The organism is Pararhizobium sp. P1_E7 (assembly GCF_056405855.1).
In genome coordinates, this window is the sequence record NZ_JBFUBH010000056.1 from 1 (window position 1) to 18043 (window position 18043).

The following is an 18043-nucleotide window of genomic DNA, read 5'->3' on the forward strand; positions in this document are numbered from 1 at the left end:
TCGAAGCTCAGGGACGAACTGCTCAACGGAGAAATCTTCTACACGCTCAAGGAAGCGAAGATCATCATCGAGGGCTGGCGGCGACACTACAACACCGTGCGTCCGCACTCGTCACTGAACTACAAGCCACCGGCACCTGAAGCCACCGTGTGGCCGCGCGTCAGAACGGCCCAGCTTCAACGCCAGCAGTGGCGGTCAAACCCAGCATGCACTAACATTAAACCCGGATCACCCGATGGGGGCAGACCAAGAGCATGTATCGTGACCTTTCCGGGGTCATTGTGGCTGCGGGAAAGATGACGGTGCTGCATTTCGATGTCGGTGGAGTGGCTGACTTTGCCGCCGCGAATGACCGTTTCCGTGCTAACGAGAACTCGATGCTTTACACGACGCCGTCGCTGAAAACGCTCCAACTACAAATCGCGGCCACGGGTGAAATGCCTGTATCGGCCTCAATCAAGAAGGATGCCGGAGGAGCCGAAGAAGCGGATTGAAGGTGGCGACTGGTAAATCTTACGGTGTCTTGCCTGAAAGCTGCGTGCGCTGCACCGCACAATCAAAAACTGGGGGATGATGATGTCCGTCTTGCGTAACGCCACGCTTTTGATGCTTGAACGCCTGAAAGGATACGAACTTATCGTGTTGATCCTGTTCGGCGTCGTTTCCGGCGGGGCGTTCCTTTTTATGACGTTGGCCAGCGAAGTGCTCGAAGRCGAGACAAGAGGCTTCGACGAGGCGATCCTGCTTTCATTGAGGGAGCCGGCCGATCCTTCCCTCCCGATAGGCCCCGTTTGGATCAGCCATGCCGTCAGCGATATCACGAGCCTTGGCGGCACGACCGTGCTTGCGCTCGTCACGCTGGGAACGGTCGGCTATCAGGTTCTGGCGCAGCGGCGTCGCGTGGCGATGTTTATGCTGATTGCCGTGATAGGAGGCTGGCTGTTGAGCCATGTGCTCAAACTCGGCGTCGCACGTCCGCGGCCGGACATCGTGGCGCACCTTGCCGAAGTCAACGACCTGAGTTTTCCAAGTGGCCATGCCATGCTGTCAGCGGTGACCTACCTCACGCTCGCGGCGATCCTCTGCCGGACGCAAGATGATCGAGGCACCAGGATCTACACGATATCCCTCGCCGTCATCCTCTCGCTCGTCATCGGCTTGAGCCGCATCTATCTCGGCGTGCACTATCCGACCGACGTGCTTGCCGGATGGTGCGCGGGTGCAGTCTGGGCCAGCGGCTGCTGGTTGGCGGCACGGCGTTTTCTGGCAAACTAATGACCGGGAAACGGCGACGGAGAAAGGGCCTGCTTCAAAGAACGCCTGTCATCAGTCGATCGGCTCGCGTTCCCTCTTTGTAAAGGAGCAGGACCAGGCAGGCAGCGAGGATGCCTGTGAAAGCCCCGCCAAGGACGTCACTCGCATAGTGCGTCCCAATGTAGATGCGAGAGACCGACACCACGCAGGCGGCGAACAGGAACGCCAATCCGCGCTTGCTCAAGCCATGAAGCAGAAAAGCCGCTGCAATCGCGAAAGTCGGAGGGGAAGGAGTAGTCGGCACTGCGGTCAATCAGCAGTCTCGTGATGCTGCCATCGTAGGGCCGAGGGCGCTGCACGAAGAATGGGATTGTCAAACGGCATTGAATATTAATATTCCAAGCCGAAACACAAATGGGATCAATTGATTGATGCCCAGCCCTGCGACGAAGGAAAGTCCAGACGCCGCCAGAACGTGTCTATTGCGCCTTCCGCCAGGACCGAACCACCATTGAATCGCGACCGCAAGGAACAAGCAATGGAACTCCGATTGAGGATATGGATATGATCGTCTGATCAGCGGTGCCGTTCTGACCTGCCCAGCCACTGTGTCACTCTTACGTCGAGATCATACATCGGCGCCTTCCTCCCGTTTCTCGTTGGTTTTCAACCAGCGCCTCATCGGCAACAGGCCTACGGCAGCCAACCCGGCGAAAATTGCACCCGCGATAAAGGTGCCTTGCGGCCCGATCCAATCCCAAAGGCTTCCGGCCACGACGCTGGCAACCAATAGCGCCACCCCTGACATGAGATTGAAGATACCGAACGCCGTTCCGCGCAGTTCACCCGGCGCGGTGTCTGCCACAAGGGTCGCAAGCAGGCCTTGGGTAAACCCCATATGCAGGCCCCACAGAACGATGCCCGCCCCCAGGCCGGCCAGGCCTGGCAAAAAGGCCAGACTGATATCGGCGGCAACAAGCAGTGCCAGTCCGATTGCCAGCAGCGTCACCCGATCGATCCGGTCGGCCAGGACACCGACGGGATAGGCAGACAAGGAGTAGGCAACATTCATGACGATCAGCACAAGTGGTACCAGCATCAAAGGCAGGCCGACAGATTGCGCGTCAAGGATCAGAAAGGCCTCGCTGAAGCGGGAGAGAGTGAAGACGGCTGAAACTGCGACAACCATCCAATAGGCTTGCGGCAGCCGGATGAGTTCCGCATGGCTGAAAGGCGCACGGACATCGCGAAGACCATCTGGCCTGCTTGGTTCCTCGACCGCGAAGACCACCACCAGGAACGACAAAACGGCTGGCACAACTGCAATCCAGAACACGACGGAAATTTGATCGGCAGTCCACCACATCAGTGCCAAGGCCAGAATTGGACCGATGAACGCGCCGATCGTATCGAGTGACTGCCTGAGGCCAAAACTTGCACCGCGCAGATGAGAAGGACTGATGTCCGCGATCAGGGCATCGCGGGGCGCTCCCCTGATGCCCTTTCCGACCCGGTCGATGAACCGCGCCGCTATCAACCATGCAACGGAGGGAGCGAGAGGAAAAATGGGCTTGGTAAGTGCGGCCATTCCGTAGCCGATCACCACGAGCAGCTTACGCTTCCCCAGCCAGTCGCTGAGTGCCCCCGAAAACACCTTCGTGATTGAGGCGGTGGCCTCCGCCACCCCCTCAATGATGCCGACCGTGAGCACCGACGTGCCGAAAACAGTGACCAGATAGACAGGCAGCAGTGCGTGGATCATTTCCGACGAGACGTCCATCAGTAACGAAACGAAACCGAGCGCCCAGACACCCGCCGGAATGTCGCGCCAATGAGAACCCCGCTCCCGGCCCATGATGGTCATTCGTCAAATTCCATTGTCGGTGATTGTGTCTATCGATGATCTACCTCTTTGAGAAATTACAAATCGGTATTTTTCGGCAAGTGGCAACGCGGCTTACCCACAGAACCGACGAACCAATGCCCTGCGTCGAACCTCCAAACCCATGGCAGGTTGCGCGACCAGAAACATCGGTGGATTTGCACGCTATATGTGCGGCCTACCCCTTTCTCGGTCCGACGCTCATAAAAACACTCGGTTCGGAGCCAAGCTTGGGAACGCTGTACACGACGTAGGCAGCATTCGGATCGTCGCCCCTCCCGAGCGAGTCGGCAGGCATTCCGGGCACCGCCAGACCCGCGATGTCGGGAGCCTCCTTCAAAAGCCGCATAACGGCTTCCAACGGGACGTGTCCCTCGATGAAATAGGACCTCAACACTGCAGTATGGCAGCCCTGCGTTGCATCAGGGATCCCGAACCTCGCCTTGATAACACACTGAGATCGTCGGCATCACGGATGTCGACGTTGAAGTCCGCGTCAGACATCGCCTTTGCCCAGGCATGGCAGCAGCTACAGTTCGGATCTTTGTAGAACGTCATCATCGGCTGCGATGCCCAGGCGGGCGCGGCTTGGGCGGCAACTGCGGTAGCCGCCGCGATGCAAAGAAATCGTCTCCTGTTCATGCTACTTTTCATTTCTGTAACGGCAGCATCGCATGGACACCATCATGCCCCTGACCCGTTTCAGGTGAACGGTAAGCTGGCGCAGGGCCTCCTCGAAATCGTCGATACTGCGGACGGAGAACGGTTCCGCCTCCGCGTGTCGCGGCATGCCGAAAGTCTGTCGGCGACTGTGGCGATCAAGCGTAACGCTGGTCTCGAACATCATGCATTGGTCCCCGTCGCAGGCAACCACCATCTCTTGCAGAGCGCCAAGGCCTCGACCGAACCGCACGAGTTCGACGCCGAGCTTGTGCCGGCCAATGGCGCGGACAGCGAACGGCTTGCCTTCACGATGCATGAGCCCAAGGGGCACCGCCATTAAACTTGACGCCTGGCTAAAAACGGCTCCTCAGAGTGCTTTTCTTGGCGAAGGGGATGCACAGGAGGGCGACTAGGGTGAGGAAGGCTATCATTGCCCAAGCCTCGTTAATAGCCTGGACAATCGCCGCGTTTTGGACAAGCGGATCGACCATCGCCACCATCGACTCGCTCAGCGGTCCTTTCGGTCGGGCAAGAAACACTTCGAGAGGAATGCCGACGAACTTCGCCGTATCGACGTCACCAGCCTGCAGCGATGCAGTCATCGCCTCCCCATGGACGGGCGAGCGTGTGTAGATCACAGTATCGATCAGCGCCAAGCCGATCGCGCCGCCCAGATTGCGCATCAGGTTGAAAAGGCCGCTAGCATCGGGAATTCTGGCCTCCGGCAAGTTGCCGAGCGCCAGTCTGGTAGGCGGGAGCAGACAGAACATGATGGCGACGCCACGAATGATCTGCGGCCAAAACATGCCGTCGTAGTCGGTTTGCGGATCCTGCATCGCGCTCATTCCAAGTCCGAATGCGAAAAGCCCGAAACCTGCGGCTGAGAGGATCCTTGCGCCGACACGCTGTTCCAGCGCCACGGCGAACGGCGCGGTGATGAGCTGCGCTATTCCTGTCACCAGCATGACCGTACCGATCTCAAGGGCATTGTGTCCGCGGACGAAGGCGAGGAACACAGGCATGAGATAGACCGAGCCAAACAGGCCGATGCCCAGCACAAAACTCAGAATACAGCCGACCATGAAGTTTCGATCAGAAAAATTGGTCAGGTCAACAACGGGATTTTCTGCTCGCAGCGTCCGGCGGCAGAAACCCAGCGCCGATGCAAGACTGAAAGCCAACAGACCAAGCACAAGGCCCGAAATCCAACCCCGCGTCGGAGCTTCCTTAAGCGCCAGCTCCAGTGCCGTCAGCGCTCCCGCCATCATGATCAGCGATAGAAAGTCGAGGTGTCGGAATTCTGAACGGTGTGCCGATTGCCGCGGCAGGAACCGGGCTGCGCAAACAGCAGAAAGAACACCCGGAACAACGTTGATCAGAAACAGCCAGTGCCAGGAATAGGTCTCCGTCAGCCAACCGCCGACGATCGGTCCCACCGTTGGCGCAAGCACGGCAAGCACACCTGCAATCGTGGTCGCGACGCCTTGTCGAGAGACGGGAAACAGGATGAACACGGCCGAAAATACAGCCGGGATCAGTGTGCCACCGGAAAAGCCCTGAAGTACCCGCCAAGCGACCAGTGTGCCGAAGCTGCCGCTGAACGCACAGCCAATCGAGGCAACCGTAAAAACCGCGATTGCCGTTACGAACAACCAGYGCATGCTCAACAGGCGAGTGAGAAACCCAGTCAAGGGAATGGCGATCACTTCGGCGATCAGATAGGCGGTCTGTATCCAGCTCATCTGGTCCGGATGAATGTTCAGAGCGTCTTGGATGGTGGGCAGCGACGTGGCCACTACCTGCACATCGAGAATCGCCATGAACATGCCGACGCACATGGCGACGAAGCCAATCCAGATGGCAAAGGAATTTGCTTTCAACCCCGTCGTGTCAGAATGTTGGGACATGACGCGCTCCGGACAGCGCCGCGTTTTCTGCACGTATTCGGATGGCAAGAACCGCAGCATTTGCAACAGAAAACAACAAAGCATAAATCGGCATGCCAAGGGAGATTGGAAGTACAGCGATTTCGCCGATGACCACCACATAGTTCGGATGGTTCAGGAATCGGTATGGGCCTCGCTTCACAAGGCCAGCATCGTGCAGAACGATGATGCGTGTCGTCCAGCGGCGACCCAGTGTGGCCAGCACCCAGACTCGCAGCACCTGCAAAAACAGGAAGACCGAAACCCAAAAGACATCCAACGGCTGTTCCCAGCCGAGAAACCAAAGCCCACAAAGCCAGGCTGCGTRCAATCCGACGATAAGCGGGTAGTGCCGGGCAGCAACCTCGAAGGCGCCCTCGGCGAGAAGTGCTCGGGTGTTGCGGCGGGCAAGCCACAACTCACCCAGACGCTCGGCGGTCACAGCGGCCAACAGCAGGATCGTCGCGGTCATGCGTCCCTCTTTAAGGAAACGCAACTGACGCAGAATCCGGGGCCTAGCGCGGTAAGCAGCGTTCTGGGAGGAAGTCCGGCCTGAACGAGACGGTCGAGAACGAACAGAGCAGTTGGAGCCGACATGTTTCCGTAGTCCGACAAAACGTCCCGCTCGTGGTTGAGCGTGCCTTGCCCCAAGGACAAGGCGGTTTCTAGGGCATCAATGACCTTCGCACCGCCTGGGTGACACGCGACCCGGTCGATGTCGGCAAGAGAAAGCTTTGAACGGGAGAGGATCTTCGAAACGGCGGACGCTATATTTTCTTCCGCGAAAGGCGGAATGGCGCGGTCGAAGATCACACCAAGGCCTTCAGGATCGACGCTCCAGCCCATGATGTCGAGGGTGTCGGGCCACATGTGTTGGCCGCTCATCTCAACAGAAGCAATCCCTTCTGCATCAGTTCGCAGGACGCAAGCAGAAGCGCCATCGCCGAACAGGGCGGTGGCAACGATATTGGCTTTGGTCAACTGATCCATGCGGAAGGCGAGAGTGCAGGTCTCCACCGCGACGACGAGTACAATCGAACCCGGTCGCGAAGACGCAAGTCTCGCGGCTATCGAGAGACCGGACACACCGCCGGCACAGCCAAGACCAAACACCGGGACCCGCTCTATGTCCTCGCGGAAACCCAATTGTTTTGCGACGCGGGCTTCGAGACTTGGCGTCGCAATACCGGTAGAAGAAACCGTAACGACTGTATCGACCTGGTCGGCGCCAAATCCTGCCGCCTCAAGAGCTTTGGTTGCCGCTTCGACGAAAAGGGCACATGCACCTTCGATGTAGGTGGTGTTCCGCGTCGGCCAATCGAGTTTTTCGAGGTACCAGTCCAATGGCCGAACCGCATAGCGACGTCGAATTCCCGAACTCTCGAACACTTTCGCCAGACGCTCGAAATCGCCGAATCGAGAAGCAAACGCCTTGTGGGCTGAACGCGCCGCGTCGCGTTGATCGATTGCGTAAGGGGGAACGGCAGTTCCAATGGAAATCAGCTTGGCAGTGTCGCGCATCATGGCTCCTTGGACGTTGATCGCCATGAATGCTCGTCAGGCAGACTGACAGTACGATTAAACGAAGCGCATCAAGGAAAGTTTCCTAGATGCTGAAACCGCGCCCAGGTAGTGGCCATCTGGATCACAACCTGTTTTGCCTAGAAAATGACTGAACTTGCTGACATCGTCCTGAACGTCGCGAACATCTCCAAGATCGCCCAGATTGAGAGGTCGCCCATCGTATGTATGATCTCTCATCCTTCCTTCTCGGTCGAGAAAGAAGCGCACTGCCCAAATCTGGCGCTGCTTCAAGGGCTTCTTAACGCCAACTTGTTTGCCTGCGTTCCAAGCCGGTCGACCCAGTGCAGCAGGATCATATTGTGAGATACCCATTTCAGTTCTCCTATGGCCACCATTGGCCAGAGGGGAAACGCGCAGCTCTCGGTTCTACAACGGGGCCGACGGCCGACCTTCCGCTGCCAGGACACCACCCACCATCAGCGGACATCAGAGTTCCTGCCGACACGGCGGCTTCTGGCCCCCGAAGCGGACACTTTCTGAAACGCGGCGTCCGCCGGGCCGGGGGTTTTCAAATCGCGGAACTGCGCAGAGAGCAACATCATGGTCGCACTTCTGTCCGCTCTCAAAAGCGAGGACTCCCCCCGCTCCCTCATGGTACAATGGCAAAAGGCAGAGGGAGGAACGTCGCCGTCTCCTCACGCCGTCGCAACGGGCTATGCCAATGGCAATCGCCCAGCCGGAACTGGCAATTGGCGCTGGCGACCGAGACGAGAAAATTTCCATGCCCAAGACATACATCGTTGCGAATATCAACGTCACCGATCTGGACGGTTATGAGAAATACTTGAAAGCGGCCATCGAAGTCACAAGGGAGAACGGTGGCACGGTGTTGGTGGGCGGCAGCCCAATCGAAGCCATAGAAGGCAAATTGCACAACCGCGTCGTGGTCATTGAGTTTGAGAACATCGAAGCGGCACGCTCTGCGGCAGCAGGTTACTTATTTCTGCGTGATTCGCGCGGGAGCTCGGCCCCTGATTACAATTCGGTCATCGTGGAGGGCATATGAGCGGATGGATGAGCGCGCTTCCACGCCAGGAATATGGTATCCAGGCAGATATCGTAGAACACCACGCAGGCTCGTCCTGAATTCCCATCATCGCCGTGTTTTCCACCAGACGTCACGGGCAATCGGTGAAGAGACCGTTTGAAAAAGATGCGTCGGAGCTGTCCGGACGCACCTCCTCGATGCTCGCCCCAAGAGACTATGCCTTGCCCAGATGCTTCGGCCAAAATTCCTGATGGACTTTGGCAGCTTCGTCTTCGAGGTTCGTCGGGCCAACCACGGTGACGTTGCGCGCGCCGGTTTGCAACACCGCCCGGCTCGGCACGTTCAACCCGATCCCAGCAATCTCGCCAAGCCGCGTTTCCGAACACGCAAAAACCATACGCCCGATGCCCGACCAGTAAATCGCCCCGGAGCACATCGCACACGGTTCCGTGCTGGTGTAGAGCGTGCAATCACCGAGAAAAGCAGCGTCGTAGTGCTGCGCGGCCAGTTTAACCAGGTTCATCTCGGCGTGGTTCGTCATATCGTGGCCGGCGAAGACGCTGTTTTCGGCGCGCAGGAGGACTTCGCCGCCCTTCACCAGCACCGAGCCAAACGGTTCGCCGCCGTGTTCCATCGCAGATTTCGAAAGAGCAATCGCCTCGCGCAAAAACGGCTCGTGGTTTTCCATCGGAGTCTCCCCAAACACTAGAGCATGACGATCTTGTCTTGAATCGAAGAGACTTCCAAGGGCAGCACATCAGATTCGAGATGCTGGCAGGGGAATTAGGTCGATTTGGATGTCTCCTATTGGCGCGCGAAGCCGCCCGGAGCACACGTGCAACGGATGAAGGGGCGTGGGGGCTGCCTTCGGCCCATTGCGGGCATTTTGCGGCTCGCTCGGCCGAGTTGCTCAACGATGTGAGAGCTATTTCAGCGGGGCCTCCATAAATATTAGATGGTTTCGAAGTTCAGGCGGTGCATCGTAGTAGGGAGCAATTTCGTGGAACCCGATAGATCGGTAGAGACTGAGGGCCTCATCGTGATTGCGACCCGTATCAAGCCGCATGGTGGTATATCCGCTTTCGGCAGCCAAGTGGACAATACCCTCGGCGAGACGGCGGCCTAGCCCCAGGTTCCGGCCCTCGGGTCCGATGAACATCCGCTTCATCTCGCATATGTTTTGGTCGATCTGCTGCATCATGACACAGCCGACCACCTGTTCATTCAAACGCGCGACAAGGATGGCTCCATCCGGAGCGGAGTGTAATTGAGGAAGGCTGTCGAGGAGTGAGGCCCATTTCTCCGGCGTGTAGTAGTGATCCACGAACCAAGCATTTTCGCCATAGCGTGAGCGGCACCAGTCAAGGAAACCGTTGCACAAGGCCCGAATGGCCGGGAAGTCGTCAGGTCGGGCTGGCCCTATTTCTGATTTCTGCTCCATGTCCGTCATCGCTCGTCCTCCGAAACCACCCACTGCGCGCTGGACGTGGAGTTAGCCCCGATCTGGCGCGAGGGCCAATTATAGTCCCTGTCCGATAATGACTTCAATTGGGGCGCAAAGCGGTCAAAGCGACGTTGCGACACTCGTAAGCCAATAGTCGCAGAAAGTCTGACGGCTCCATGATGTCGCGACGACCATGCCGGGTCATTGCTTTTCACCCAATCGAGGCGCTTCATGCGTTTTCAGCTTGGTGAATTCTCGGCGGGGCATCCGATGGTCAATTCTCCTCAACCTCTGCGGACACGACTGACGGATTTGCTCGGCTRCGATTATCCGATCATTCAGGCCGGCATGGGAGGCCCCGGCCGATCAGAACTCTGCGCGGCCGTGACGGCAGCCGGTGCCTTTGGCTGCATCGGCATGGTCAAGGAGACGCCGGAAGTGATCCAGCGTGAAGTCGCGGCAGTGAGGGACAGAACCAACCGCTCTTTCGGCGTCAATCTTGTTCCATCCGTTACCGACCCCGTTTTGCTGGAAGAGGAGCTGGAGGCCTGCTTCGCAGCAAAGATTGAGGTCATGGTGTTCTTCTGGGATGTGCGGGCGGACATCGTCGATCGCGCACACAAGGCTGGATGCAAGGTTCTCTATCAGGTCGGAAGCCTCGCTGATGCGATCGCAGCCGATCGCGCCGGTGCCGACGCGATCATTTGCCAGGGATTTGAGGCCGGCGGACATGTCCATGCCAAAGTCACGACCATGGTCCTTCTCCCGCAGGTGGCGGCGGCTGTGAGCATACCCGTCATCGGCGCTGGTGGCTTCGGCTCCGGAGCAAGCCTGGTCGCCGCGCTTGCGCTCGGCGCGGAAGGAATCCATTGCGGGACCGCATTCCTGGCGACGAAGGAGTCCTACGCGCATGACTATCACAAGCAGAGGGTTATTGATGCCACCTCGTCGGACACGGTCTATTCCGACGTGTTTGCCATCGGCTGGCCACCGCAGTCGCCGGTACGGACAATCGAAAACAGTATCACCAAGCTGTACGCCGACAACCTGCTCGGGCATGGCCCCGATGATTTTCCACGCGATGTCATTGCGCAGTATGAAGACGATCTCGTCTATCGCCTGAGCACGTGGTCGCCGTTGCGCGGCATGACGGGCGCCATGGAAGCGCTGGCGCTCTACGCGGGCCAGGTTTGCGGCCAGGTGAAGCGCGTTCAGCCGGCTGCCGACGTCGTCCATCAGATGATGGAAGAGGCACATTCCGCGCTCGCCCGCTTGGGTTCGTTAAAGTAGAGGTCGCAAGCCGCTGATGACAGGGGTCCGTTGATAAATCGCACCTCTCCTAGCTGTGTCCGCTTCACGCCTCAGCGGACTGTCAACTTTCAGGGAATTGCAAGGCAACCTGAACGACCGATTTGGAGGCGCCTTGCGGACAGGCTGCTCAAGCCGGAATCTGCCTGTCAGACTTGGGCCCAAAAGGCGGCATTGGTGGCTGTTGCTGCATAAGGCCGGGAAAGGGGGAGGGAACCGTCCTCTTTCCCCATGGAGGGAGTTTAAGCTTCTCCACCACAAGCCTTTCGACAAGGGCGACATCAAGGGCGTAGCCGCCGTTTTGTTCATCGAAGAAGTCGCGTTTGACCGCTCCCCCTGCGGTTTCGTAAACGTCGATCCCGCCGATGAACTTGATGCGCCTGTCGCCGGCTTTCATGGCCTCCGCCTGCAACGCCGACTTGATCGACCGRCTGTCCCAGTTCCACGACGGCAGGCTGTTCCAGACCTCCACTTGCTTTGCGTGGTCGTCGGACACGGTGAAGGCGGAAAGCTGCTGGAAGCTCATTTCCTCGTTGCGATAAAGGTCGAGCAAGACAGGCGAGACGCGAGCGAGCGCTAAGCGCTTGCGCACCATGGTTTCGGTCATGCCAAAGCGGGCGGCGATGTCCTCGACCGGCTTTCCGCCGTCGGCGAGGACGCGAAACGCCTCGTATTCATCGACCGGGTGCATGGCCTCACGGCTGGTATTTTCTATCAGGCTGATTTCGGTCGCATCGGAACCGCTGCGTTCCTTGCATTCGATAGGGTAGTCCTTGGCGATTTCGCCGGCCTCGGCCAAGAGGTTGAGAGCGGCGAGCCGGCGACCGCCTGCGGTCACGAAGAAGCGGCCCCGCTTGTCGCCCTTACGAACGACGATGTTCTGCAAAATCCGGTAGCCATCGGCGCGGATGGTCGCGGCCATTTCCGCAATGCCTTCCTTGCTGTAGGTCTTGCGAACATTTTTGGGGTCGGCATCCAGCTTGTTCAACGGGGCGAAAAAGGTCTCGGTTACGGCTAGGGTATCGGTCATTGTCTGTCTCTTAGATTTGTCGTATCCCGTAGGGAAAGCCCCTTTCGGGCGAAGCCTCCCCGGACAGAGGGGAGGGCGAAAGCCCGCCCCTCGGCGACGGTCGGGCGGGTCAAGGGGTCGTGGCGGGCAAAAAACGGAAGGTTCAGTCGCAGGTGGAAAGCCGTTTTCTCCCGACGCGACAAGCGGCTTTGCCGCGCCTGCCCCTTGATCCGGACGGCCGGCGATGTCATGGGGCGAGAACAAACAGACCCGGCTCGGTACGGGCCTCATGATTGGGTGCGTGGGCGCCCGATGGACAAGCGATCGTTACCGGAATCGGCGGAGGCGGGCGCAGGCCGGCTCCGTGCCTCGGCATAGAGCGCGCTCCGCGCACCGAGCGGATAGCCCGAACAGTGCGAAAATTCTTTGAGACACAGGCCCTGGTCCACGGTGATCGTTTCCCACGAGGCTCCGGAAAACCCTACTGCGCTATATGGGAGCGCGGGTTTCCTCCGCCTGCTACGCTCGCCTGCGGCTCGCTCCGGCCGCGGCTGAGCCGCCCGGCGGCACTGCGGCTGGAAACGACGTGGACAGCGCTGCGCGCAGACTTTGCCCGCCGATAGCGCCGGCGCGACGTGAAACGACCGGCCGCGCCATGATCAGCGCCGCAAACAGGGCGCTCGGAACTCGAGTCAATCCGGCCACCACGAAATTTCGGTCCGGTTTCAGGCAGGCTTGCGAAGCGCATAAGTGCTTGCTTATGTGTTGCCATGATCGAACATGATATTTTCCGCGCTCTGGCGGATCCGACCCGCCGCACGATTTTCGAAAGGCTGGCGAACGGCAGCATGAATGCCAGCACGCTGCGCCAGGGCATGGATATCAGCCAGCCGGCGATGTCCCAGCATCTCGCCGTATTGCGAGCGGCGAGGTTGGTGCGTGAACAAAAGGAGGGCCGCTTCGTGAACTATGAAGTCGATCCGGACGGGCTGGCCCTTATCGCGCAATGGCTGGCAAAATACCGCGCCTACTGGCCGGCTCGCATCGACGCTCTCAAGCTCTTGCTGAAGGATATGGATCAATGAACAACGTGAAAGCCGAGGTGCAGGCTAAGGTGCAGGAAAGCGGTTTCGAGCAGAGATATGAACTGGACGCGTCGCCGGAGAAGGTCTGGCTGGCGATCAGCATCGCGGAATTCCGGGAGAAGTGGCTGCCGAGGGAGGCGCTTGCCGATCCACAGTCGCTCTCCGAAAACCCGGGCAAGGAAATCCGCTATAAATTGCGTGACGATACCCCGCCCCATCTCGAAAGCACTGTCACCTTCACTATCGCCCCGAACGGATCGGGCGGAACCAGCCTGCGGATCGTCCACGAGCTGACCGGCGCGACCTTCGAGCGGCTGGCGAAAACGGTCGCCAACGGCAACAGCCCGACCCTCATGCTCGCCGCTTGACGCGGTAAGCCTTCCCCAAAATCTCGAATGATTGGAGTTCGCCGATGCGCGAAGCAATGCAACTCGTCCCTATGGTGGTCGAACAATCCAGCAGAGGAGAGCGGTCTTTCGACATCTATTCCCGCCTGCTTCGTGAGAGGATCATCTTCCTCAACGGGGAGGTAAACGACACGGTCGCGGCGTTTGTCTGCGCACAATTACTGTTTCTCGAAGCCGAAAACCCCAAAAGGCCGATCCATCTCTACATCAATTCGCCAGGTGGCGTCGTAACCAGCGGTCTCGCGATGTACGATACGATGCGTTACATTCACGCCCCGGTGCATACGCTGTGCATGGGGACCGCCCGCTCGATGGGCTCGTTCCTGTTGATGTCCGGCCGGCCGGGCGAACGCACTGCGCTTCCCAATGCCAGCATCCACATTCACCAACCGCTGGGCGGATTCCAGGGGCAGGCATCGGACATGCTGATCCATGCCGAGGAAATGCAGAAGACCAAGCATCGCATGACACGGCTCTACGCCAAGCATTGCGGCCGCACCTACGAAGAATTCGAGCAAGCGATGGATCGCGACCGCTTCATGACGGCGGAAGAGGCATTGGAATGGGGCCTTATCGACCGCATTCTACAGGTTCGGGAAGATTCCGCCGACCACGTCGGTGCGACATGAAACGAGCCCGGCGCAATCCGGAAACAATGAGGAGTATCGGAGAAATCAGCATAGCGCCGCCCGTGAGGGCGGGATTTCGGGAATTCTCGTCGCGCAGGAGCGGGAAGGAGGGCAGCCGCAGGAGGCTCAGCATAGCGACCCGAAGGGAGAGCCGGGACCGACTGCCCCCCGCTCGCTGCGCTCCGCTTAGACCGGGGCCGGGTGCTGGCATAGAGGATGGTCGATCGGCACGAGCGGTGGCCCGACATGATTTCGAAGAAACTCACATCGAAGGGAAAACGACCCGTTTCCTACGAGGCTCCGGAAAACCCTACGGCACTATTGGGGAGCGCGGGTTTCCTCCGCCTGTTCCGCTCACCTGCGGCTCGCTGTGGCCGCGGCCGCGCCGTCCCCACGGCGCTGCGGCTTGAAAACGGGCTTCTTCATCGGGGAAAGTTCAATTCGGCAGAACATCAAGATGGCTGCTATCAGCACTATTTCTTTCGGGCGGGCAGGGAAGCACGAGGGGGAGGGGTTCAAGGCTCCTCTCGTACCGCAGCGTGGCCGCTCGATGCGGGCGCGGGCGGTCACTGGCGCTACCGCGTCAACGGTGCTGCGCCGAAGGGAAACGATCCCTTCGGCCAGAGAGCCGGTATTGTCGATGGCGCAATCAATCCCACGGAATGACGGCCATCAGGTCTTCGTCGTCCTGACCGGGATAGCCGCCGAGATTGGCATTGAGCCTGCCGTGGCCCGTGCTGACCGAGAGGCTGAAGTAGTCGCCGCCATTCTGGTTCTTCTTCTTCCAGATGCCGCCGAGTTCGACGCGCCGCCCACGTGGGGACTTCGCGAAGATGCGGAAGACCGGAGCATCCTTGTTGGTGCTGCTGAATGGCTCGCCGGCGATGTCGATGTCGTATGCGATGGAGGCGATGTTGCCGTCTTCGTTGAAGCGGATGAAGTTTGCGAGTTCGATCATTGTCTGTCTCCTGGGTTTGCGTTTGCCGAAGGGAAGGCCCCTTTCGGGCGAAGCCTCCCCGGTCTTTCCGGGAGAATGGCCTCTGATATTCCCCCGGACAGAGAGGGGAGGGCGAAAGCCCGCCCCACGGCGACGGGCGGGACTGTCAAGTGGCGTGGCGCGGAAGGTGGGGGATCTTCTCGGGTCCGCTYGCGGRCTGGCGCGGAAGATYTTCCACCTTYACGGGCCGCTTGACCGGCCTGGCCGGCGATGTCATGGGGCGGAAAAAGCAAMGYGGCCCGCARCGGGCCTCRRTRCCGGRTGCGYGAGCASCCGCTGGACAAGYGATCGTTACCGRRATCGGCGGAGACGGGCSCAGGCYGGCTCCGTGCCCWCGGCATAGAGCGCGGCCGACCGATAAGGGCGGTGGCCTTGTCCTGATTCAGTGCCCGCGGAGGGCAGTGTAATTCCGTTGCAGATTTCCCGAGGAATGCCTATTTTAGCTGAACTCACGGCGCAATCGCCGGTTCAAAGTGCTGGTGACCGTCAATATCGATTGACTAGAGGGCCACCCAACACTATGTTGAGAGCTAACAACTAACCCAGCATCCTGAGAGACATGCGCTCCGGGCGGTTGGGGGAAAAAGCCGGCGCAAGCCGGTTTTTTTATGTCTTGGGAGCAAGGCGTGTCAGCGTTACGAACACGCGTCTATATCGACGGCTACAATCTCTACTATGGTTGCTTGCGCAAGACCGCCTTTAAATGGCTAGACGTCTTGACCTTGCTCGAAACGCAAATTCTGCCGTCGATCCTCTACCGGCCAGCGCCGGACGCCGATCCGGCAACGATGACCCTACATTCGGATTGTGCGATCAAGTATTTCACCRCAAAGATCATCGAAAGCGCGGCCAAAGGTGAGGATTCTGTATCGTCCCAGGCCCAATATCACAACGCCTTGACGACGCATTGCGGTGGTCGGCTATCTTTCGTGATGGGCAATTATTCGCTCTACAAAGCCAACCAGCATATTGTTCCAGCCGACGATCCGAAGCGCTGGCCTCGCGATTGCGACAAGATCCAGGTCTGGAAGCTTGAGGAGAAGCAATCGGATGTGAATCTGGCGCTTAATCTCTACGACGACGCCCTGAGCGGCGACATCGACCAGGTGGTGCTCGTCACCAACGATACCGACCTTGTGCCGGCGTTTGAGATGTTGCAGGCGCGTTGCCCGCACATCGTCCGCGGCTTGGTGATCCCGACGCGCAAAGTTGGCGCGGGCGGGGATCTCGAACGCGAGGCGAACGTGTCGCTGGCGAAGCTGGCTCATTGGGTCAGGCGGCATATCTCCGATGACGAATTGCGGACGTCGCAATTGCCGGATGTCGTCCCCGGGCGTCGGCGGGCCAGCGTCAAACCGCACTCATGGTATGCGAAACCGCATCACCTCGCGAAGATGCTGGAAATGGCCCGCCCGGTGCTGCGCACCGAAGGCGAAGTCCTGAAATGGGCGCGCAGGGAGAGCGCGCATCTCGGCGGCCGTCGCCCGATCGATCTGATCGAGACGGATGCCGGCGCAGTCGAGGTGTTCGACTACATCGAAGCCTATATTCGCGAACAGCTCGACAAGGCCGGCGATCAGGACGATTTGTCCTCGAAATCCTGAATCTTACGGGTGGGAAGGGAGCGCGAGGGATGGGGCTTCGGGGCATCCCTCGTCCTGGCACGCGCGCTTGGATGGCGGTAAGAGACAGCAAACGGCAAGCATCCGGCCAGGCTCATATCTTGTAAACACAAAGGGCAATGCGCCGCCTCTTTCGGCGGCGCATTGCTTGCCTGCTCACACCTTCAGCGCCGCCATCCTTTCGCCGAGGAGCCATAGGGCCTTGTTGAGCTTGATATCCTGATCGATGCCGTTGACAGCGCGAGACTTCACACGGCGCGGCCTGCCGAGATCGTCGCGGCCCACGCCACGCAACCCGCCTTTGATGGCGTTTTCCTGAACCACGTTCCAGACGGTCCAGAGATCGTTGGCACGGTCGTCGTGGCGGCGGGGAACAAGCAACTGTTGCGCCTTGATCGGCGTCGCAGTCTCGCCTTCGTTGTCTCCGAAGCGCAGCACATGGGCGGCGTCGGCGAGAATATCGGCTTCCTCGTGGTTCAGCCGTAACGTCGACCAATCCTGCGGAGCGGCAAGGGTGCGTTCGGCCTCGCCGAGAACACGATAGGTGCCTTCGATGACCTTGTACCGCACATCGCCGGAATGGCGAACCTTGATGGCATCGATGGTGCCGGTCTGCGTCACCAAGGAATTGAGGCAACGGACGCGGAAAAGCCCGGCCATAAGCTCGTAGGCGCTCGTCCCGTCATTGGCATTCTTGAGCAAGATTTCGCAAACCGTGTCCCCGACATTATAGACCTTGCCGTCATCGACGCGGCGCAGGCGGATGAGATGCTTGGTAAAATCTGCCTTGCCTTCGGTGCGGCTTCGCGACTGCTTGGCGCCGACCGGCATGAAGCCTTCGTTCATGAGGCCGCGCAAAACCTCGATGGTCGGGATGGGTTTGAAACGCTCGGACCGGCTCTCATGGGCGGTCGCGGCGAAGATCGACGGTGCGATGTGGCGCATTTCGGTTTCGGTCAAGGCGCGGCCAGTGTCGAAACGGGCGGTCTGGGTGTAGATGCTCATTTTCTGTCTCCTGATTTTCCCGTTTCCCGAAGGGAAAGGCCCCTTTCGGGCGAAGACTCCCCCTCTGTCCGGGGGAATGGCCTCTGACATTCCCCCGGACAGAGGGGGGAGGGCGAAAGCCCGCCCCACGGCGGCGGGCGGGACTGTCAAGTGGCGTGGCGCGGAAGGTGGGGGATCTTCTCGGGTCCGCTCGCGGGCTGGCGCGGAAGATCTTCCACCTTTACGGGCCGCTTGACCGGCC

The 18043-nt window shown here is 59.4% G+C and carries 20 protein-coding genes and 3 pseudogenes; 11 read left to right on the plus strand and 12 right to left on the minus strand.

Annotated elements, in window-relative coordinates:
• The 3 genes and pseudogenes from AC1D17_RS23955 to AC1D17_RS23965 form a co-directional block, all read left to right on the plus strand.
• Nucleotides 1-215: pseudogene (locus tag AC1D17_RS23955) on the plus strand (integrase core domain-containing protein); the annotation flags it as partial.
• A 39-nt stretch (nt 216-254) separates the two neighbouring features.
• Entirely contained in the window at nt 255-494 is a 240-nt protein-coding gene (locus tag AC1D17_RS23960; RefSeq protein WP_477567794.1) for a hypothetical protein, read from the plus strand.
• A gap of 82 nt (nt 495-576) precedes the next feature.
• Nucleotides 577-1275 carry a phosphatase PAP2 family protein gene (locus tag AC1D17_RS23965; protein WP_477567795.1) on the plus strand — a complete coding sequence of 233 codons (699 nt, stop codon included), beginning with the start codon at nt 577-579 and terminating at the stop codon, nt 1273-1275.
• Between the two features lie 34 nt (nt 1276-1309).
• Here AC1D17_RS23965 and AC1D17_RS23970 read toward each other — a convergent pair whose 3' ends face one another.
• The 3 genes and pseudogenes from AC1D17_RS23970 to AC1D17_RS23980 all read right to left on the minus strand — a co-directional run bounded on the left by AC1D17_RS23970 (nt 1310) and on the right by AC1D17_RS23980 (nt 3778).
• A complete protein-coding gene (locus AC1D17_RS23970; RefSeq protein ID WP_477567810.1) occupies nt 1310-1558 on the minus strand; it encodes a phosphatase PAP2 family protein in 249 nt (82 codons plus the stop codon).
• A gap of 324 nt (nt 1559-1882) precedes the next feature.
• Entirely contained in the window at nt 1883-3118 is a 1236-nt protein-coding gene (locus AC1D17_RS23975; protein WP_477567796.1) for an MFS transporter, read from the minus strand.
• Nucleotides 3119-3314: 196 nt separating this feature from the next.
• Nucleotides 3315-3778, minus strand: a pseudogene (locus AC1D17_RS23980) (DUF411 domain-containing protein).
• Between the two features lie 64 nt (nt 3779-3842).
• Between AC1D17_RS23980 and AC1D17_RS23985 the strand changes: the two are divergent.
• Entirely contained in the window at nt 3843-4139 is a 297-nt protein-coding gene (locus AC1D17_RS23985) for a hypothetical protein (protein WP_477567797.1), read from the plus strand.
• A gap of 13 nt (nt 4140-4152) precedes the next feature.
• Here the strand turns inward: AC1D17_RS23985 and AC1D17_RS23990 are convergent, their stop codons facing one another.
• From AC1D17_RS23990 to AC1D17_RS24005, 4 genes and pseudogenes are all read right to left on the minus strand, one after another.
• Nucleotides 4153-5706 carry a DHA2 family efflux MFS transporter permease subunit gene (locus tag AC1D17_RS23990; RefSeq protein WP_477567811.1) on the minus strand — a complete coding sequence of 518 codons (1554 nt, stop codon included), beginning with the start codon at nt 5704-5706 and terminating at the stop codon, nt 4153-4155.
• A complete protein-coding gene (locus tag AC1D17_RS23995; RefSeq protein WP_477567798.1) occupies nt 5690-6196 on the minus strand; it encodes an isoprenylcysteine carboxyl methyltransferase family protein in 507 nt (168 codons plus the stop codon). The genes AC1D17_RS23990 and AC1D17_RS23995 overlap by 17 nt, the downstream gene beginning before the upstream one ends.
• The gene (locus tag AC1D17_RS24000) at nt 6193-7245 is read right to left on the minus strand and encodes a type III polyketide synthase (RefSeq protein ID WP_477567812.1); all 1053 of its coding nucleotides are present in this window, start codon (nt 7243-7245) and stop codon (nt 6193-6195) included. The genes AC1D17_RS23995 and AC1D17_RS24000 overlap by 4 nt, the downstream gene beginning before the upstream one ends.
• 231 nt (nt 7246-7476) lie before the next feature.
• Nucleotides 7477-7620, minus strand: a pseudogene (locus tag AC1D17_RS24005) (integrase); the annotation flags it as partial.
• A gap of 349 nt (nt 7621-7969) precedes the next feature.
• On the opposite strand from AC1D17_RS24005, the gene AC1D17_RS24010 reads away from it, so the two are divergent.
• Nucleotides 7970-8314 (plus strand): DUF1330 domain-containing protein, encoded by a 345-nt coding sequence (locus AC1D17_RS24010; RefSeq protein WP_477567799.1) that lies wholly within the window; start codon nt 7970-7972, stop codon nt 8312-8314.
• A 196-nt stretch (nt 8315-8510) separates the two neighbouring features.
• Here AC1D17_RS24010 and AC1D17_RS24015 read toward each other — a convergent pair whose 3' ends face one another.
• Together AC1D17_RS24015 and AC1D17_RS24020 are read right to left on the minus strand one after the other, a co-directional pair.
• A complete protein-coding gene (locus tag AC1D17_RS24015; protein WP_477567800.1) occupies nt 8511-8984 on the minus strand; it encodes a nucleoside deaminase in 474 nt (157 codons plus the stop codon).
• A gap of 237 nt (nt 8985-9221) precedes the next feature.
• Complete coding sequence (locus tag AC1D17_RS24020; RefSeq protein WP_477567801.1) at nt 9222-9746, minus strand: GNAT family N-acetyltransferase; 525 nt, start codon at nt 9744-9746, stop codon at nt 9222-9224.
• A gap of 225 nt (nt 9747-9971) precedes the next feature.
• Here AC1D17_RS24020 and AC1D17_RS24025 point away from each other — a divergent pair, with 225 nt between their 5' ends.
• Nucleotides 9972-11030 (plus strand): NAD(P)H-dependent flavin oxidoreductase, encoded by a 1059-nt coding sequence (locus AC1D17_RS24025; RefSeq protein WP_477567802.1) that lies wholly within the window; start codon nt 9972-9974, stop codon nt 11028-11030.
• Between the two features lie 148 nt (nt 11031-11178).
• On the opposite strand, the gene AC1D17_RS24030 is transcribed toward AC1D17_RS24025, so the two are convergent.
• A complete protein-coding gene (locus AC1D17_RS24030; RefSeq protein ID WP_477567803.1) occupies nt 11179-12348 on the minus strand; it encodes a ParB/RepB/Spo0J family partition protein in 1170 nt (389 codons plus the stop codon).
• Nucleotides 12349-12827: 479 nt separating this feature from the next.
• Here AC1D17_RS24030 and AC1D17_RS24035 point away from each other — a divergent pair, with 479 nt between their 5' ends.
• The 4 genes from AC1D17_RS24035 to AC1D17_RS24050 all read left to right on the plus strand — a co-directional run bounded on the left by AC1D17_RS24035 (nt 12828) and on the right by AC1D17_RS24050 (nt 14844).
• Nucleotides 12828-13142, plus strand: coding sequence for an ArsR/SmtB family transcription factor (locus AC1D17_RS24035; RefSeq protein WP_477567804.1), 315 nt, complete (start codon nt 12828-12830; stop codon nt 13140-13142).
• A complete protein-coding gene (locus tag AC1D17_RS24040) occupies nt 13139-13510 on the plus strand; it encodes an SRPBCC family protein (protein ID WP_477567805.1) in 372 nt (123 codons plus the stop codon). Before AC1D17_RS24035 ends, AC1D17_RS24040 begins: the two co-directional genes overlap by 4 nt.
• 44 nt (nt 13511-13554) lie before the next feature.
• Nucleotides 13555-14178, plus strand: a complete 624-nt coding sequence (locus AC1D17_RS24045; protein WP_477567806.1) for an ATP-dependent Clp protease proteolytic subunit — start codon at nt 13555-13557, stop codon at nt 14176-14178.
• A gap of 246 nt (nt 14179-14424) precedes the next feature.
• A complete protein-coding gene (locus tag AC1D17_RS24050; protein ID WP_477567807.1) occupies nt 14425-14844 on the plus strand; it encodes a hypothetical protein in 420 nt (139 codons plus the stop codon).
• Here the strand turns inward: AC1D17_RS24050 and AC1D17_RS24055 are convergent.
• Nucleotides 14828-15133 (minus strand): DUF736 family protein, encoded by a 306-nt coding sequence (locus AC1D17_RS24055; RefSeq protein ID WP_477567813.1) that lies wholly within the window; start codon nt 15131-15133, stop codon nt 14828-14830. The two genes, AC1D17_RS24050 and AC1D17_RS24055, sit on opposite strands and share 17 nt — an antisense overlap.
• A gap of 725 nt (nt 15134-15858) precedes the next feature.
• Here AC1D17_RS24055 and AC1D17_RS24060 point away from each other — a divergent pair.
• The gene (locus tag AC1D17_RS24060; RefSeq protein ID WP_477567808.1) at nt 15859-16779 is read left to right on the plus strand and encodes an antitoxin Xre/MbcA/ParS toxin-binding domain-containing protein; all 921 of its coding nucleotides are present in this window, start codon (nt 15859-15861) and stop codon (nt 16777-16779) included.
• Nucleotides 16780-16953: 174 nt separating this feature from the next.
• Here AC1D17_RS24060 and AC1D17_RS24065 read toward each other — a convergent pair whose 3' ends face one another.
• Nucleotides 16954-17802, minus strand: coding sequence for a DUF932 domain-containing protein (locus AC1D17_RS24065; protein WP_477567809.1), 849 nt, complete (start codon nt 17800-17802; stop codon nt 16954-16956).
• Nucleotides 17803-18043: the final 241 nt, after the last annotated feature.

Bases quoted from the DNA above. Each gene is read 5' to 3' on its own strand.
- AC1D17_RS23960 (WP_477567794.1), top strand. From the start codon at position 255: ATGTATCGTGACCTTTCCGGGGTCATTGTGGCTGCGGGAAAGATGACG.
- AC1D17_RS24050 (WP_477567807.1), top strand. From the start codon at position 14,425: ATGATTTCGAAGAAACTCACATCGAAGGGAAAACGACCCGTTTCCTAC.
- AC1D17_RS24065 (WP_477567809.1), bottom strand. From the start codon at position 17,802: ATGAGCATCTACACCCAGACCGCCCGTTTCGACACTGGCCGCGCCTTG.
- AC1D17_RS24010 (WP_477567799.1), top strand. From the start codon at position 7,970: ATGGCAATCGCCCAGCCGGAACTGGCAATTGGCGCTGGCGACCGAGAC.
- AC1D17_RS24040 (WP_477567805.1), top strand. From the start codon at position 13,139: ATGAACAACGTGAAAGCCGAGGTGCAGGCTAAGGTGCAGGAAAGCGGT.
- AC1D17_RS23975 (WP_477567796.1), bottom strand. From the start codon at position 3,118: ATGACCATCATGGGCCGGGAGCGGGGTTCTCATTGGCGCGACATTCCG.
- AC1D17_RS24045 (WP_477567806.1), top strand. From the start codon at position 13,555: ATGCGCGAAGCAATGCAACTCGTCCCTATGGTGGTCGAACAATCCAGC.
- AC1D17_RS24015 (WP_477567800.1), bottom strand. From the start codon at position 8,984: ATGGAAAACCACGAGCCGTTTTTGCGCGAGGCGATTGCTCTTTCGAAA.
- AC1D17_RS24035 (WP_477567804.1), top strand. From the start codon at position 12,828: ATGATCGAACATGATATTTTCCGCGCTCTGGCGGATCCGACCCGCCGC.
- AC1D17_RS24020 (WP_477567801.1), bottom strand. From the start codon at position 9,746: ATGACGGACATGGAGCAGAAATCAGAAATAGGGCCAGCCCGACCTGAC.
- AC1D17_RS24000 (WP_477567812.1), bottom strand. From the start codon at position 7,245: ATGCGCGACACTGCCAAGCTGATTTCCATTGGAACTGCCGTTCCCCCT.